At 33.1% G+C, this 17,317-nt stretch carries 9 protein-coding genes; 1 reads left to right on the top strand and 8 read right to left on the bottom strand.

The window, feature by feature from the left end:
- Positions 1–206 precede the first annotated feature (206 nt).
- Complete coding sequence (locus ACFPTQ_RS12725; RefSeq protein ID WP_379777908.1) at positions 207–2,570, top strand: TonB-dependent receptor domain-containing protein; 2,364 nt, start codon at positions 207–209, stop codon at positions 2,568–2,570.
- A gap of 149 nt (positions 2,571–2,719) precedes the next feature.
- On the opposite strand, the gene ACFPTQ_RS12730 is transcribed toward ACFPTQ_RS12725, so the two are convergent.
- Genes ACFPTQ_RS12730 through ACFPTQ_RS12765 form a run of 8 tightly spaced genes read right to left on the bottom strand, consistent with a single transcriptional unit; the run spans position 2,720 to position 17,252 of the window.
- Positions 2,720–3,877 (bottom strand): MFS transporter, encoded by a 1,158-nt coding sequence (locus ACFPTQ_RS12730; RefSeq protein ID WP_379777909.1) that lies wholly within the window; start codon positions 3,875–3,877, stop codon positions 2,720–2,722.
- Positions 3,878–3,892: 15 nt separating this feature from the next.
- Positions 3,893–6,247 carry a GH92 family glycosyl hydrolase gene (locus tag ACFPTQ_RS12735; protein WP_379777910.1) on the bottom strand — a complete coding sequence of 785 codons (2,355 nt, stop codon included), beginning with the start codon at positions 6,245–6,247 and terminating at the stop codon, positions 3,893–3,895.
- Between the two features lie 18 nt (positions 6,248–6,265).
- Positions 6,266–7,435 (bottom strand): glycoside hydrolase family 76 protein, encoded by a 1,170-nt coding sequence (locus tag ACFPTQ_RS12740; protein WP_379777911.1) that lies wholly within the window; start codon positions 7,433–7,435, stop codon positions 6,266–6,268.
- Entirely contained in the window at positions 7,435–8,625 is a 1,191-nt protein-coding gene (locus tag ACFPTQ_RS12745; protein WP_379777912.1) for a glycoside hydrolase family 76 protein, read from the bottom strand. Before ACFPTQ_RS12745 ends, ACFPTQ_RS12740 begins: the two co-directional genes overlap by 1 nt.
- 42 nt (positions 8,626–8,667) lie before the next feature.
- A complete protein-coding gene (locus ACFPTQ_RS12750; protein ID WP_379777913.1) occupies positions 8,668–9,852 on the bottom strand; it encodes a SusE domain-containing protein in 1,185 nt (394 codons plus the stop codon).
- Between the two features lie 15 nt (positions 9,853–9,867).
- Positions 9,868–11,451 carry a RagB/SusD family nutrient uptake outer membrane protein gene (locus ACFPTQ_RS12755; protein WP_379777914.1) on the bottom strand — a complete coding sequence of 528 codons (1,584 nt, stop codon included), beginning with the start codon at positions 11,449–11,451 and terminating at the stop codon, positions 9,868–9,870.
- A gap of 11 nt (positions 11,452–11,462) precedes the next feature.
- On the bottom strand, positions 11,463–14,528 hold the full coding sequence (locus tag ACFPTQ_RS12760) for a SusC/RagA family TonB-linked outer membrane protein (RefSeq protein WP_379777915.1): 3,066 nt from the start codon (positions 14,526–14,528) through the stop codon (positions 11,463–11,465).
- A gap of 39 nt (positions 14,529–14,567) precedes the next feature.
- Positions 14,568–17,252 (bottom strand): ROK family protein, encoded by a 2,685-nt coding sequence (locus ACFPTQ_RS12765; protein WP_379777916.1) that lies wholly within the window; start codon positions 17,250–17,252, stop codon positions 14,568–14,570.
- Positions 17,253–17,317 lie beyond the last annotated feature (65 nt).

Here is a 17,317-nt window from a genome sequence, read left to right on the forward strand (position 1 = left end):
TTTAAAGTGCGCAAAGATAATCATTATAGACGGATATGAAAATCAGAAAAGAAGATAAATTTCCCCAAAAAACCTTCTAATTCGAGCCCATTAATTTGTAAGAGATTATTTTTTTATAAAAAACAGTACTATGTATTGCAAAGTATTATCTAAAAGATATATATTTGCATTATCAACTAGAAACAAAAATTCAAAAAAATACAATCATGAAACTAAAACTCTTATTACTTTGCTTCATTGGAAACATCGTATCCATGACAGCTAAACATCCAAACCCCATTCCTGCGACAGAAGCTCCTGGAAGTATTTCAGGAAAGGTTATCGACAAAAAAACAAATGAACCTTTACCGTTTGTAAATATTTCAATACTACTAAACAACAAAGTAATCACGGGCGGTGTTACTTCCGAAAAAGGTTTGTTCTTATTCAAAAACTTAGAATTGGAAACTTATAAAATAGAAATACAATTTATGGGTTACAAAACGGTCAGTAAAATGATTTCACTTTCTGAAAAAAACAGAACTTTAAACCTCAACACCATAGCCATTGAAGAAGATGCTATTGAATTGAAAAGCGTAGAAATTGTGAGTGAAAAGTCGATCGTAGAGCAAAAAATCGATAGAAAAGTAATCAACGTGGGGAAAGATTTAATATCTGCTGGAGCAACAGCTGCCGAAATCATGAACAACATTCCTTCTGTAAGTGTTGATCCTCAAACAAACGCTATAAGTTTAAGAGGAAACTCTAATGTAAAAATCCTAATTGATGGAAAACCGACCAACATGGATGCAGCACAAGTGCTTCAACAAATTCCATCGGCCTCCATTAAGCAAATTGAACTCATCACAAATCCTTCGGCCAAATACAATCCAGAAGGAATGAGCGGCATGATCAACATTGTTTTAAATAAAAACACAAAAATTGGCTTTAATGGAAGCGTGAATAACGGAGTTACATTTGCTATAACGCCAAAAGTAAATTCATCTTTTGATATGAATTATAAATCAGGAAAATTCAATTGGTTTGCGAATTATGGATTGAATCATGGAAAATACAACAATGATGGCTACATCAATACTACCGAACCTGGCGAAGAAGATTTTCAGAAATATGTTTTTACAGATAAAAACACTTCACACCTTGCCAAAGTGGGCTTTGATTTCTATTGGAACGAAAAAAACACCATCTCCTTTTATACCAATCAAAATTTTTTCGATGCAAAAGGCTTTTCGGAAACTTACATCGACTTTGTGAATCAAGAAGACATCAATCAATTATTCTTAAATGCAGTTGACAACCTGGGACAAACCTATAACTTAGATTATAAAACGAACTTTAAAAAAGAAGGACACACACTGGAACTGGAAATCAATCAAAACAATACTAAAAATATTGAAGACGCCGCTTTTTATATATACACCCCAAAAACCAATTACATTGACACCAAAGGAAATAACACTTTAGTAAATTTAGACTATGTAAATCCAATAAGCGAAAGCAGCAAATTAGAGCTTGGATTAGAAAGCAGAATTGAAAGTACAAAGAACAAATTCAAGGTTGACGAAATTCCTAATTCCGACTTTGTTTTTGACCGAAATATCTATTCAGCCTATGCGACCTATTCCAAACAATGGGGCAAATGGAACATTCAAGCAGGAACTCGTTTAGAACATTTTGAAGCCAAAGCTGTTTTTAATAAAGAAGATGAAAGCGCTTCTTTTGACACCAATATTTTTAATGTATATCCTTCAGCCTATGTGAATTATTCTCCAAGCGAAAAGAATTCATTTAATTTAAGTGTATCTAAACGTGTGGACAGACCAAGCATTAATCAATTAAATCCGATTAGAGAATGGAGTACGCCACAAATTGACTCCGAAGGAAATCCTGCTTTACAGCCTCAATTTACCTATTCTTATGAGTTGAATTATACTCGAAAATTAAAAAATGGTTCTATAACTACTGGCTTTTTCTACCGAAGAATTAATTCTGAAATCACACGAAATTTATATGAAAATCCTAATGATGCGTCCAAGCAGATTCTATCTTATGCTAACTTAAATGACAACAATGCTTATGGATTTGAAATTTCATCTACTTTGGATTTTGCTAAATGGTTTAGTTCTAATATTAGCTTAGATGCCTATAATAAAAAAATCAGAGGAGTCGTTTCTGACGAAGCTGTTTCGGCTGATGTAACAGCCTTTAATGCTCGTATTAACAACACATTCAAAGCAACAAAAAATTTACGTTTCCAATTATTCGGAATGTATAGAGGTCGCGATTTAGGTTTACAATTATTAGGTAAACCAATGTGGAAAGCAGATTTAGGTTCAAGTCTAACTATTCTAAAAGGAAATGGAACAGTGACTCTAAAATTTAGTGATTTATTTAAAACGATGCGCTATCGTTTTACAGGAGAAATTCCTAAAGATCAATATGGCCAATTCAATTGGGAAAGCCGTTCTGTTTATGTTGGTTTTAATTATCGTTTTGGTACTGGTAAAAACAAAGCTGTACAAAGAAAAACTAGAGACACTAATGAAACACAAGGTGGCGGATTTTTATAATGGAAGTATCTAAAAAAATACTACGTCTTAGAAAAAAAGAAACCGTCTCGTATGGAGAAGAGACGGTTTCAAATTCGTACAAGATTAACAGTACAAATTAACAATAAAAAAAAACTACATTTAATTATAAATTGCTTTATAAATTATTTTTAACTGGAAGAATTTAATTTAAACGAACAGAAAAGCAAATAAGCACTACACAATAAAAGTATTACTAATGAACCTTGCTGCGAGCCTAGTGCATCAGTAGCAAATCCCATCAAAGGCGGAACTATTGCACCTCCTGCAACACCTGTAATCATTAATCCTGATATTTCATTTGTTAATGAAGGTTGTGATTTTATGGCTAGTGTATAGATTACTGCAAAAATACTTGATGAAGCAAATGCCACTACGCTAACTAAAGCTAAGATCACCATTTGTTCTTGCACAAACAATAAACCTACTAGGGCTAGCCCAACTACCATCATATTGATTTTGAAAAAAGATTTTTCTGAAAACTTTGCTAAAAGAAAAATTCCAAAAACAGTACCTATGGTACGAGCGGCAAAATACCAACTAGCTCCGTAAGTTGCTGCTTCCTTAGCCAGTCCCACTCTTTCGATCAATAATTTAGGGGTTACTGTATTCATTCCTACATCCAAACCTACCACGCATAAAATACCTAAAAAAGACAACAATATATTAGAGTTATTTAACAAGCCTAGTGTTTTACTAAAACTTGCTGTTTTTCCCTCTTGTGCTGATTCTTCAATTTTTGTAAAAAACAACCAAACTAGAGATATAGAAGTTATTGCAGTGTATACATAAAAACTTTTTTCCCATGAACCATATTGCAAAGAAAAATAGCCCACAATTAATGGTCCTGTAAAAGATGAAATTGCTTTAATAAATTGTCCCCCAGTAATAAAACTACTTAGTTGTTTACCACTCACCACATTAGTAATCAAAGGATTTAGAGACACTTGTAATATGGTATTTCCCACCCCTAAAAGGATGAAGGTAATGTAACATGTCGATTCCGTAAAGGAAATAATAGGAATAAATGTTGCTATCAAAGTAAATACTAATCCCAATAAAACAAGATTTTTTCTCCCGTATTTATCCATCGCTAATGCAGCAGGAATAGACAAAATAAAAAACCATAAAAAAACTAAAGAAGGTAAAAATCCTGCTTGTGTTTCACTCCAATTAAACTGTTCCTGAGCATAAGTAACCGAAATACCTACTAGATCGCAGAACCCCATGATAAAGAAACCAAATAAAATTGGGAATAGCTTAATAACTATTGATTTTGAATTATTCATATTACACTTAAATTATTAATTAGACCACTTGTTACTTGGTTCACTTCCTACATTGATTTTCAAAACACCACCTTTTGTAATATCTTTTAAGTCAATAGATAAATTATCTAATTGTTTCCCATTTAAATTCACGTCTTGTAGATACACATTAGATTTTGAATTGTTAGCTATATCAATTACAAAATTTTTGCGTCCAGATTTTTTGGCTTGTTTAATGATTACTTTGTCAAACAATGGACTTCCTATTTGAAAAGAAGGATTAATATCTGTAAGTCCTTTTACGTCAAATAAACCTATTGAAGACATAACATACCATGCTCCTAACTGACCTTGATCTTCATCCTGTCCGTATCCATATCCATGAATACCTTCAGTTCCATAAAATTCATCACAAATAGCATGAACCCATTTTTGAGTCAAATAAGGTTTCCCAGAATAATTAAACAACCAAGAAATATGCAGATTAGGTTGATTTCCATGATTATAAAATCCTGATAAACCCGCAAAAGCATCAATTTTAGTACCACCTCCAAAAACATTTTTTTGAGATTTTTCAAAAATATCATTCAAACGATTGTTAAAGGTATCCTTACCTAAAGTAGCAACCAATTCAGTTACATTGTGAGGCACATAAAAAGTATATTGCCATGCATTTCCTTCTTGAAAACCTCTCCAAGGCTGTGATGGGTCAAAATTGGCAACAAATTTACCATCTTCATGTTTAGGTCTAATAAATTTAGTTTCCTTATCATAAAGTAATTTCCATCCTTCTGACAATTTGATTAATTTTTCATAATCCTTAGTTTTCCCTAAGGCTTTTGCAAATTGTGCAACAGCATAAGCGCTATAAGAATATTCTAATGTGTGAGATGCCGAAAATCCAGAACCTTTAGCATTAGTATCAAATCCTATATTGTCTATTTGAGGAGAGTATCCCAATTCTACAAATTGTTGCACGTCCATTTTACCAGCACCTTCGATTCTTCCTCTCCATTCTAGTTCATTTTTTAGAGCCGCTTCATATCCTTTTTCAACATCAAAATTTCGAATTCCACTATTGTAAGCAGAAGCAATTGCAAGTCCCGTAAAATTAGTCCCAACCCCTGAAACATACTTACTGTTAGCAATTCCATCACCCAGCCAACCAGCATCTTTATATACAAGTAATTGAGCTTGAACCCAATCAGCATAATACTCAGGATATGCTAGAGACCATAATTGAGTTAAATTCCAAAATCCACCCCAGATAGCATCTGTATTATAATAATGGTGTTGTGGTTTACCTTTTTTATCCAATGGGATTTGACCTATTCCACCATTATTCATTGGATAAGCACCATTTACATCACTTCCTAATCCTCTTCCTAACAAGGCATGATACAATCCTGTATAGAATTTAACTTTATCAACTTGATTTTTTCCTTCAACTGAAATTCTTCCTAGGGATTCATTCCATGTAAGATCGCTTTGCTTTCTAGCTTTATTGAAGTCAAGCTTTTTAGCTTCCGTATCTAGGTTTAAACGGGCATTAGCAATAGAAGTATATGACAATCCAATTTTTACAGTAATTGTCTCATTTTCCTCAGTATTAAAAGTAAGATAAGCACCTGAGCCCTCCCCTTCGATCGAAACTGCTCCTGAACGTGTTTCTTTTTTATTAAAAGTTCCAAAAGCAATAGGTTTCTTATCTACAACAGCCGAAAAATACATTGCAACATCGGCGCCAGCTTGATATTTTTTTACGTACTCTGGTAACGTGATAACATATCCCTCAATTCTACCATCCTTAGTAATTGTAACCTTAGATTCCTTAACAGCACCACTTTCACCTTGACGATTTCCAATATCAAAAATAATATTAGACTGAGAAGATTTAGGAAAAGTATAACGTTGAAATCCAACTCTTTTTGTAGCCGTAAGTTCAGCTTTAACATTATAATCCTTTAATAAAATAGAATAATATCCTGCAGTAGCATACTCATCCTTACGATCAAATCGAGAACGATAACCTTCATCTGGATTTTCTAAACTTCCAGGTCTAGTTTGTAATTTACCCACTGTTGGTGCCAATACGATACCTCCAATTTGAAATTCATGTAAACATGCAAAACCCTCAATAGATGTATCTCTGTCATCATATCCCGTAGCTTCCCAACCTTGTGCATTTCCTAAGTGCGCATTAGTTGAAGGCCCTAATTTAGCCAAGCCAAAAGGTACAGCTGCAGGAGTATAAAAAAACCAACGACTGTGAGCTGTTCCAATATTAGGATCTACATAGTCTGATAATTTTTTATACGTTTTTTGAGCCTTTACAGAAGTACTGGCTAGACCTACGAAGGCCGAAAATACTAAGATTACAATCTTCTTCATTTTATATTATAATTATATTTATTTCTTAATTAATGCAAATCTTGCATAAAGCTCCACAACTGCTGCCTGATCTAATAACCACTTAGGAGTTTTATACTCGTCTTTATCCGCATTCCAATTACTATAAAGTAATCCTTTGTTATCCTTAGCGTTTTCCCAAGCGTAATCTAAATTAGTTATAATTGTATTAATATATTTTGAATTTTTATCAACCTCATACAAATCTTGATAACCTCTAAACAATACTGTGGTAAACCAAGCATTATCTAATATAGAAATCCTTCCATCAGGTTGTTTTTTTCCAAAATAATTATAAGAACCTTCGGCTAATGATTTAGCTTCAATCAAATATTTTTTGTCATTTGTTATCTTATACAAACTAACTGCTGCTTGTAACATTGTTCCTGTATTGTAAGTCCAAGCGGTTTTTAAAATGGATCGATCAGCAGTTTTCATATCATTCCAATAAATTCCCTCTTCCGCTCGTAAATGAGTATACATCCAATTGTAAAACTTTAACCCCCAATCCAGATAATATTTATCCTTAGTTTGTTCATATATTTTTAAAGCCAGAACAGTTGCTTTGCCATTACTACAAGCTGGTTTTTGATCTTTAACGCCCTCTAACCAGGTTACTCCTCCTTCAAGAGTGTTATCCCAACCACTAATAATGAATTCAAAAACTTCTTTGGCTTTCTTTAAATATTCAGGGTTTTTAGTATTAGCATATCCTTCTATATAATCAATACCTACAAGACCATTATCATCATAATACCTGTCAGCCTTTTCAAAACGAGTTGGATACGCCTGATAACCATTTGGTTTTCTAACTGTATCTAAATATTGTTTTTGCGACTGAACAAATTTGTCGAGCAATGCTTTATACTTTTTTTTATCTAATTTATAAAGCACATTTATAGCAGATGTTATTCCACTATAGGGCCATAAAAAAGAAACTTCCTTTGCGGCCTTTTCACCATCATTAAAATAATTTAGATTAGGCTGATTTGTACTAGGGTAATATTCCGAAAACAAAGAATGTTTAGGGATATAATACAGGTTGTTTACCAATTCAAAAAAAGCTTCTGATCTATGTTTATAGATTTTAGATGAAAGTTTGTTTTTGGTCTGAGCTTGCGAATAATGTAAGGCTAATAAAGTTGTTACTACTATTACTATTCTCCTCATTATTCATGCTCTCCTTTTAACAACGCAATACGTCCATACATTTCTACTAAACCTGCTTGTTGAAGCAACCATTTATCTCTACCAACTTTAACACCTGACCAATCTTCATAAAAAAGACCATATTCATTACGGGCTTTCTCCCAAGCATAATCCGCATTTTGAATAAATGTATTTACATAATTTTGAGCCGTTGTATCATGTCTTAAAAGATCAAGATAACCTCTAAACAAACATACATTAAACCATGAATCATGTTCTGGAAAAAAACGTTTATTATCAAATAGTCTTGTAAAATTAGTGAAAGTTGCAGCTGCAATGGCACGAGCTTCTGTTAGATATTGCTCTTGACCTGTGATTTCATAGAACAAAACATTATTAGAAATCATAGCTCCACTGTTATAAGTCCACTTTCTTGTATTTACAAAATTATCCCTTACTCTAATGTCATTCCAAAATAAATTACTTGCAGGATCTTTTATATATAAATTTAACCAATTGTAAAGACGAGTTGCAAAAGACAAGTATTGAGAATCTTTAGTATGTTGGTATAGTTTTAATAAATAAGTAACTGTAAAAGCTGTAGAACTTACTGCTTTCATACAAAGGTCACTATTCAAATTTGTTCTATTTTGTTCACTCCAATACAATCCTCCACCGGTCTTATTATCCTCACCTGTTAAACTAAAAACTGCTATCGCTTTTACACGATCTAAATATGCCTTATTTTGAGTAATTTCATAATTCTCGATTAAATCAAGAGCTACAATGGCGTTATCATCATAAAAACGATCATCCTGAGAGTATTGTACTGGAAATGCTGCATATGCGCTAGGCGAACGTCTAGTATCATAATATTTCTCCAAAGCGATAAAGGAATGATCTAAAGCTACATCATCAAATCCAAGTGCTTTTAATTGATTTACACCTGATAATAATCCATCTAATGACCACAAATAACTGCTTTCTCTATCTCCAGGTTGTTTTGGAAAATTCTCAAGATAAAGTCCCGTACTATTTATTTTATAATTTTGTTGAATTAAGTCAAAAACTTGTTTTGCTTTTGCTCTATAACTTATTTGAGGAACATTGTCATCAGGATTACTTGTTGTAAGTTCTGTATCTTGATTTTCCTGACAGCTTGCAAATAATGCCATAAAAAGCACTACTCCTATTTTATAAATATTTTTCATAATTATTTTAATTTCGGCTGCATTTGCATGCAGCCGGTTATTTTATTTTACTGAAACAGTATGCTTGTAGCTTCCTGAAGGAGACATGTTGATTGTTACATCCGCTATTTTATCTACAGAACCTAAAGGTAGTTTATACATCCCTGTCCAATCTGCGTTTTGTCCTGGACTTGGTATATCTGCTAAGTTATAAACATTGTAATATTCACTTGGTTGTCTACCATCTGGTTGAACATTAAAAGCAGTTAATCCCGGAATATTTGACGCATTCATAGCGTCATTATGGTAGCTTCCCCATATTTCAGTTCCTGCATTTGTTGTTACTCTAAAACGATATCTTTCCTCTGGATATCCCCAATCATAAAAATAAGGTAACGAAATATTTTTTACTTCAAACTTGTGATTACCAACATAAACCAAATCCCCAAGGTTGTATTGCCAAGTACGAATCATTTTTATAGATTGGATTTCAGTGTAAACTATTTTAAGCAAATTAAAATCTACAACTATACGATACGCTTTTCCAGTTCCTGAAACAGGAATAGCTAATGCTGTTTCTGACTCGGTAAGTTTATTTTGACTATCTAGACCATAAAACATTTTTCCGTCATTGATTGAATTACTAAGATTTATAGAACCACTAGTAAGAGCAGCATATATTTCAAATACTCCATCCTCAATTTTTTTAAACTTCATCGCGGTTGCTAATGTCTTGGTTTCAAAACCATCACCGTAAACGTATAAATCATTTGGTATATCACTTATTCCTGAAGGACGTTTAATACGCAAAATATTTTCTTGGGTAGTTACTTTTCTTTCACCTCCTTGAGAAGCATAAACCTTCCATTTAATTTGGCCTTCAGAGTCAATACCAATACCTGCAGTTTTAGCTAAATTAACAAGTTGTTTAGGTGTTAATGAAAGATAATTATTTCCCCCACCTCCAGAAGACATCATTGTAGCAATAGGATTTGAAAAATCACCATTAACCTTATCAAAAACCACTTCATATAATACAACTCCTCCATATTGAGAGCTAGATTTTGCCCATTGGAACAAAGTATTTGTATTGCTTTCTAAATTAACTACAATAAACTCATTATTTATTGGTGTTATAAGTTCTTTTGGGGCTTCAAAACCCACTTTTAAAGCATATTCATCATTACCACAGCCCATTAAAAGCAAAATGGCAACAAAATTAAACAGTATATAATAGTACTTTTTCATGATTTCTTTTTTTAATTACCAATTAGGATTTTGTGAAAGATTTTTGTTCAAATCTCTCTCGGCTTGAGGAATTGGCCACAAATAGTTTTTTCCAGCGTCAAAAATTCTATTTTCGATACGAACATAACCATTATCAATAGCATCTTCATTTGTTTTCATACCGTGTATCCAACCATTAAGCTTGTTTTCTGCAATTTTCCAACGTCTTAAATCCATTAATCTAAGTCCTTCCATTGCTAACTCAGAACGACGTTCATTTCTAATTAATTCCTCCATTGCTGTTCCTGTTAGATTAGGAAAGTTTAATGCTGCTGGATCAGTAAAACCAGCTCTTGTTCTTAATTTTTTGATCGTTGCATTCCATTCATTAGCCCCAAACTGATTCAATTTGAACTTTGCTTCTGCGTACATTAATAATACTTCTGCATAGCGAATAAGGATTAAATTCGAACCTGAATTTGACAAGTTACGAGCTGTTCTATCATAAAACTTAGCTACGTAATAACCTGTAGGTGTTGAATTTGAAGCATTATTAATTGCATCAGTACCTGTTCCTAAAGCTGTTCTTATTGTACTAAAAGAACCATTTGGGTTTTGAAGTTGAGATCCGTCTCTGATTACAGTCGCATCTAAACGTGGATCCCTGTTAGCATATGGATTATTTTCATTATAAGATGGATCAGCAATTGTTTTACCATTTAATAAAATATAACTATCTACTAATTCCTGTGTTGGTGAAATAGCTGCATAACCACCAATTGATGGAGGTATTAAGAAATATTGAATTCCATGTTCTCTATTGATAGGCATAAACTCTACATTAAGTAATACTTCGATGTTATTTTTGTTTTCTGGTTTAAAAAGACCTGAATAATTACTAAATAAATCCAGATTTCCTGCTACTCCTCCATTAATAATATCATTACAAATTTGAGCAACTTCACTCCATCTGTTTTCACAAAGAAGTACTCTCGCTTTTAAAGCCATTACTGCTCCTTTAGTAAAACGTCCTTTATCTGGACCAGTATAGGATGTAGGCAAAATCATAGCTGCGTCCAATTCGTCTAAAATAAATTGTAAAACTTCTGCTTTAGGAGCTCTTGCTATTGTACGTGATTCTTCAATGCTAATTTCTGATTTCACTAATGGAACATCTCCAAAATGATTCATCAAAATAGAATAATGATAAGCACGAATTGCTCTAGCTTCAGCAATGTATCGTTGCTTTAAGCTTTCATCGATATTGCTTACTTTATCGATATTACCTAATAAAATGTTACAACGTTTAATACCAGCATAACGAGCATTCCATACTTCTCTAACTAAATCAGCTGAAGTACCATAACTTCCATTTGCAACATCACGTACTAAAGATCCATTATTGCTCTTGGTGTATGAATTATCAGATAAAGACTCTGAAAATATAAACTGATTTGCACCAAATAAATCTGGATAACAACTATTTAATGCATTTAACGCGTCATCTGGTTTATCCCAAAATGAAATATCTGATTCTCTATCTAAAAGTGGTGTATCTAAACTTTCACATCCAAAAAGAAGGCATAGAAAAAATGCCAATACTATATAATTTGTTTTCATTTGGATTCTTTTTAAAAATTAATATTAAGACCTAACGCAAGTACTTTAGTCACTGGGTAAACGCGACCGCTAGTAGCATCTCCTGAATTAATTTCAGGATCATAACCTGCTTTTAATTTAGTAAGTGTTAAAAGATTTTGCCCTGTAATATAAGCTCTAAACTTACTAATACCAATCTTTTGAGTATATTGTTCAGGAATAGTATAACCTAATTGAACATTTTTTAATCTAGCGTAGGCTGCATTTTGAATCCAAAAATCAGATCTAGCTGCATTATTAGCCGATTCAGTACCTATAGTTAACCTTGGATAAGATGCATTAGGATTCGCCGTAGTCCAACGATCAATATGATAATCCATAACTGGTCCTTCATTGCTATTATGAAAAGCTTCTACTCCTTCTCCTCTAATCCAAGTGTTACGTTTTCCAACTCCTTGAATAAAAACAGTTAAATCAAGACCTTTCCAATTTGCAGTATAGTTAAATCCGAATGTGTAGCGTGGAAATGGATTTCCTAAGATAAAACGATCGTCTTCCTCCTTAATAACACCATCTCCATTTCTATCTACATATCTCAAATCACCTGGTTTAGCTCCAGCTGCGTTAAAGTTTTGTATTGGTCCTTTAGCCACTTCATCTGCATTTTGAAAAATACCGTTACTTTTTAAAGCATAATAGGAATTGATAGGATAACCATTTTTAAGAATCGATACTACATCAAATCCACTAATTAAAGTTCTACCACCATCATTAGTAACTTCATTTACGTTATCAGAAAGATTAGCAGTAACCGAATGTTTAACCCCAGCTGTATTAAATAAATAATTAATAGACAACTCGTAACCTTTATTATTGATAGATCCAATATTTTGCACTGGAGAACCACTACCATAAGTTCCTGGAACTGGTAAATTGCTTACTAAAACATTTTTAGAGTCTTTATTGTATACTTCAAATACAAAATTCAATTTGTTTTTGAAAAAACCAGCTTCTAAACCTACGTCAATCATTTCACTCTTCTCCCAAGCAATATCTTGATTTGCTTGACTAAAATAAGCTCCGTGAGCTAAATTGTCATTAAATGAATATGCTTGTGTACTAATAGATACAGTTCTTAAGTATTGGTACAACCCAATATCTTGATTACCTACTTGTCCCCAAGAAGCTCTAACTTTTAAATTGCTTAACGTATTAGAAATTGATTCCATAAAATTCTCCTTAGAGATGCGCCATGCTCCAGAAAAAGATGGGAATACTCCCCAACGATTATCGGCAGCAAAACGAGAAGAACCGTCAGTTCTTAAATTACCCTCTACGATATATTTATCTTTATATGAATAATTTAAACGACCAAAATAAGAATGAATACCCCATTGTTCAGCGTTACCAAAAGTACTTCCCTCATCCGTAAGCGCTCCATTTCCTAACATCCCAAATTCGTTACCTGGAATTCCAATTTTACGTGCTTGAAACCATCTTCTTTTGCTACTTTCTTCACTCACTCCAAATAAGGCTGATATATCGTGATTTTCTCCAATTCTTTTATTGTAGTTTAATGTCACAGTCGAGTTTATTAAAGTAGTTTTATCAAATCGATCCATTACAGAACTTTCATTGTCACCACCTCCAGCGTACGGAGCATAATCAATTGATTTTCTAAACTCATGTGCATTGTTATTAGATACATTGGCTCCAAAAAAACCTTTTAATTTAAGATCTTTAATAATTGCCCATTCTAAACTAAGGTTACCAATAAAATTATCATTCTCGAATCTTCTCATCCCCCCTTTAGTCAGTCTGGCCAATGCATTAGAATTACTACCGCTAGGTAATGTAAAATTCCCTTGTTCATCCTGAATACCATAAATTACAGGCATTCTTGTTGCTTGTTCTATAAGCCAGTTTGTCCAGTATGCATGTTCTTTAATAGTAGAACCATTATAAGCTCCTGAAGCTGTAACTGTAATTTTATCTGATAATTTAGAATTAATGTTCATACGAGCATTGTTTCTTTTCATTCCAAATTCATCATTACCTTCAAACATACTACGTTGGTTTAAATGACCTACAGACAAATGATAGGTTGTTTTATCATCTCCACCTTGAACTGCTAGGTTGTAAGAAGATTGTGGTGCACTTTCTTTGTACAATTTTTTTAACCAAACTGTTCCGTCACCTAAGCTTCTAAAATCACGAATTTGATCAGGTGTATATTTTGCTGGTAATCCAGAATTAATCAAAGCTTCATTTCTTAATTCAGCATATTCCCAAGCTTTAGCATATTTAGGCATGTTTGTAGGTTGCTGTAATCCATAGATTTGATCGTATGAAATTCTCATTTTACCACCCTTACCCATTTTTGTTGTAATAAGAATTACACCATTAGCAGCTCTAGAACCATAAACCGCTGTTGCCGAAGCATCTTTTAATACCGAAACACTTTCAATATCATTAGGATTGATATTATCAATACTTCCAATTACTCCGTCAATAAGAACTAATGGATATGTACCTGATTGAAAAGTTCCAATACCTCTAATATTTATACTCGTACCTTGCCCAGGTTCATTAGATCCTTGTTGTATAGTTAAACCAGGAACTGTACCTTGTAAGGCTTGAGCTGCAGAAGTTACAGGACGATTTTCAAAAACCTCAGACCCTACTTTACTTATCGAAGAAGTAATATTAGAACGTTTTTGAGTACCGTAACCTACAACAATTACTTCTTTTAAAACATCGGTTTGTTCAATCAATGAAAAATTAAGGACAGGACTTTTATTGACTGCTTTTTCAGCATTTTGATAGCCAATAAAAGATACAACAATAACAGCATTTTCAGGAACATCTAAACTATATGCTCCATTTGCATCAGTAATGGTAGCTTTTAAAGTTCCCTTTACTGCAACTGTAGCACCAATTATTGTTTCGGATGTTTTACTATCTAAAACAGTACCCGAAACTTTAATTTGAGCTTCAACTTGACTGATGCTAAATAAAAAAATAATAAAAATGAATAACTTTAATTTGGCTGACATCAAAAAAGTTGGAGTCATACCAATCACATGGTCTTGTTTCATAAATTCATAATGGTTTGGTTGGTTAATAAAAAGTGTTATCTACTTAACAAATGATTTCACTAAAAGTGCATCACCGGTTTTACTAATGTTTGTTATGGTATAGCTTTTTGCTGATGCAGGAATTACAAAAGTTTCTGCATAGTTAAAAATTTGCTTATAACCATTTTCGGTAACTAATTCTATAGCCTGCCCTTCTACAAGCATCCATACGTGACATTTATTATTTGTCTTAATATGTACTTTATCAAAAAGGCGGTATCTATGAACATCGTAAAAATGATCGGCATGTGTTGGCATATGCTCTAAAACAAAATCATCATTTTGTGTAATTACATACGGATGCGAAATTAATTCGGTAGCTACTGAAGCACCATTTCTATTAAAATTCACATTGTTCATTCCGTGCTCGATATTTATTGGTCTTGGTTTTCCATCAAGATCTAATCGCAACCAATCATACATTTTAAATGTAAAAATATAGGGTGCACTACTTACTTCTAACACTAAATTGTTACTTCCTGAGGCGTGTATAGTTCCATGAGGAATAAGGTATAAGTTGTGCTTTTGGGCTTCAAATTTCTGGATGTACCTTTCAACTTCAAGTTCTTTAACTTGTTGTTGACTATCTATAAGAGCGTTGCGAAATTCTTCTTCTTCAACACCTTCTTGGAATCCTAAATAAACCACAGGATCTTCTTTACAATCCATTATATAATAGGTTTCATCTTGGGTAAAAGGCATACCAAAATGCTCTTTAATATAATCTGGACTAGGATGACATTGTATCGACAGATTACCTCCATCGAAAGTATCTAAAAAGTCAAATCGAATTGGGAAATCATATTTGAACCTTTCAGCACAATCACCTAATACATCTTTATAATTGTTAAACATTATAAAATCAAAGGAAACTTCAAGAAGAAAACCATCACTTTCAAAAAGTAATCCATTTTCAAGCACCATTAACTCGAAAGACCATGCTAGATTATCAACATCAGTATTTAAACCCTCCATATGTTCTTTCATCCAACTACCTCCCCAAGCTCCAGGCTCAAACCAAGGACGAGGTCTGAAAACATTAGATGCCATCGCAGTTAATCCATCTCTTAAGTCCTGACCTTCCATAAATAAATATTCATCAGGTCTTTGTTCATCTACAATAACATCAATAAAAGGCAATAACTTACTTTTATGTTTATTAAGAACTACCCAATCAATAAAAAAGAAACGCTTGTAAGTTCGTCTATTATCAATGACTTTTTTCACACCTAAATTAGTCGCCTTACCTGCTCTAGCTCTAAATTGAATTTCATTTTTAGGAAGATCAAAATATATAACCGGGGCTTCCCAGCCTACAAGTGCAGCTCCAGATCCCATAACTATATTAATATCAGAAGCAGGATCAGGTTTTATAGCTTTTAATTTATCCGCGTCAAACCAATCAATAAGATCTTTCTCAGTAATTTTACCAAACAAAGGATCATCACCACCCAAACTATCAACCAACATTTGATCTAATTCCTCCTCCGTTTTCATAGCAACATCCGAATGGAACCAACTAACTTTGTGGCCTAATTGAGATAACTCAGCATCTAAACTCTCTACAACTTTATCCCAAAACACTCCATCATAACCATCAATAACAACCGTTTTGTGTTTTGAAATCCATTGAGCAAGTGCTTTAGCACCATACTTTATCTTACCACTTCCTACCGGAAACGATGGATAAACCTCATAAGTACTTTTAATAACATCTTTCTTTGCAGGAGCTAAAAATTGCTCGGTTTTGCGCCAATTAAAATTCTGATCTAACATATTATTTTTGTGTGAATTATTTTTTGCATGCATTGCAGCACCAACTATAGCAGCTTTATCCCATAAGTGACAAATACTGATTTTTGTATTGTTTATTTTTGAAAAAAAAGATTGGACTTTTGATATAAAAAATTGATTCCCTCTTGCAATTCCTCCTCCCAGCACTAAATCATGTGGTTGATACAAGGACAACCAAGGCGTTATAAATTCAATGAAATTATCTGCAAACTCATCAAATATGCGAATAGCATCTTCATCGTTTTTTGATGCTAAAACAGCAATTTCTTTAACACTATTAATTTTTTCTCTACCTAATTTATCCCAAGAATTAATAAACCAACGGGTTGAGAAATAATCATCTGCAATTCCTTCTTTGAATGAAATATTATATAGATATCCATTTTCAGGAACAGCTTCAGATTTATCAACCTGTACTATTCCTTTATCCAAAAATGTACTACCAAAACCAGAACCTAAGGTCAAAAGAATTGTTTTATCACTTAGCACTGCTGCTCCAGCATTATATTCACCAAGCGCAAAACTTTCAGCATCATTTAAAAAATAGACAGGACAATCACTTATTAACTTTCTAATTGCGACCGCCAAATTTAACCCAAACAAAGAATCCCATTTTTGAACTCCATATATACTAGACACTCCTTTATCATAATCAAAAGGACCAGGAACAGCTATTCCAACTCCGCTAATATCTTGTATAGACAATCCTGAAACTCCTACTATCTTCTTGATTAAATCATCCAAATGAACCAAAAACTCACTTGCCCCAACACTTGATTGAACTGCAATACTGCAATAGGAACCCTCAACAATACTGGCACTAGCGGTGTTGAAAACCGCCCCAGAAAAATGAGAACCTCCTATATCAATTCCTAAATAAAACGAAGACATAAAAAATAGAGTATTAAAATTCAAAAAGACTTCCGTATGTATACATGTATATATGTATATACATA

The sequence above is a fragment of the Flavobacterium sp. GCM10022190 genome, from assembly GCF_042656445.1.
GTDB classification, from domain to species: domain Bacteria; phylum Bacteroidota; class Bacteroidia; order Flavobacteriales; family Flavobacteriaceae; genus Flavobacterium; species Flavobacterium nitratireducens.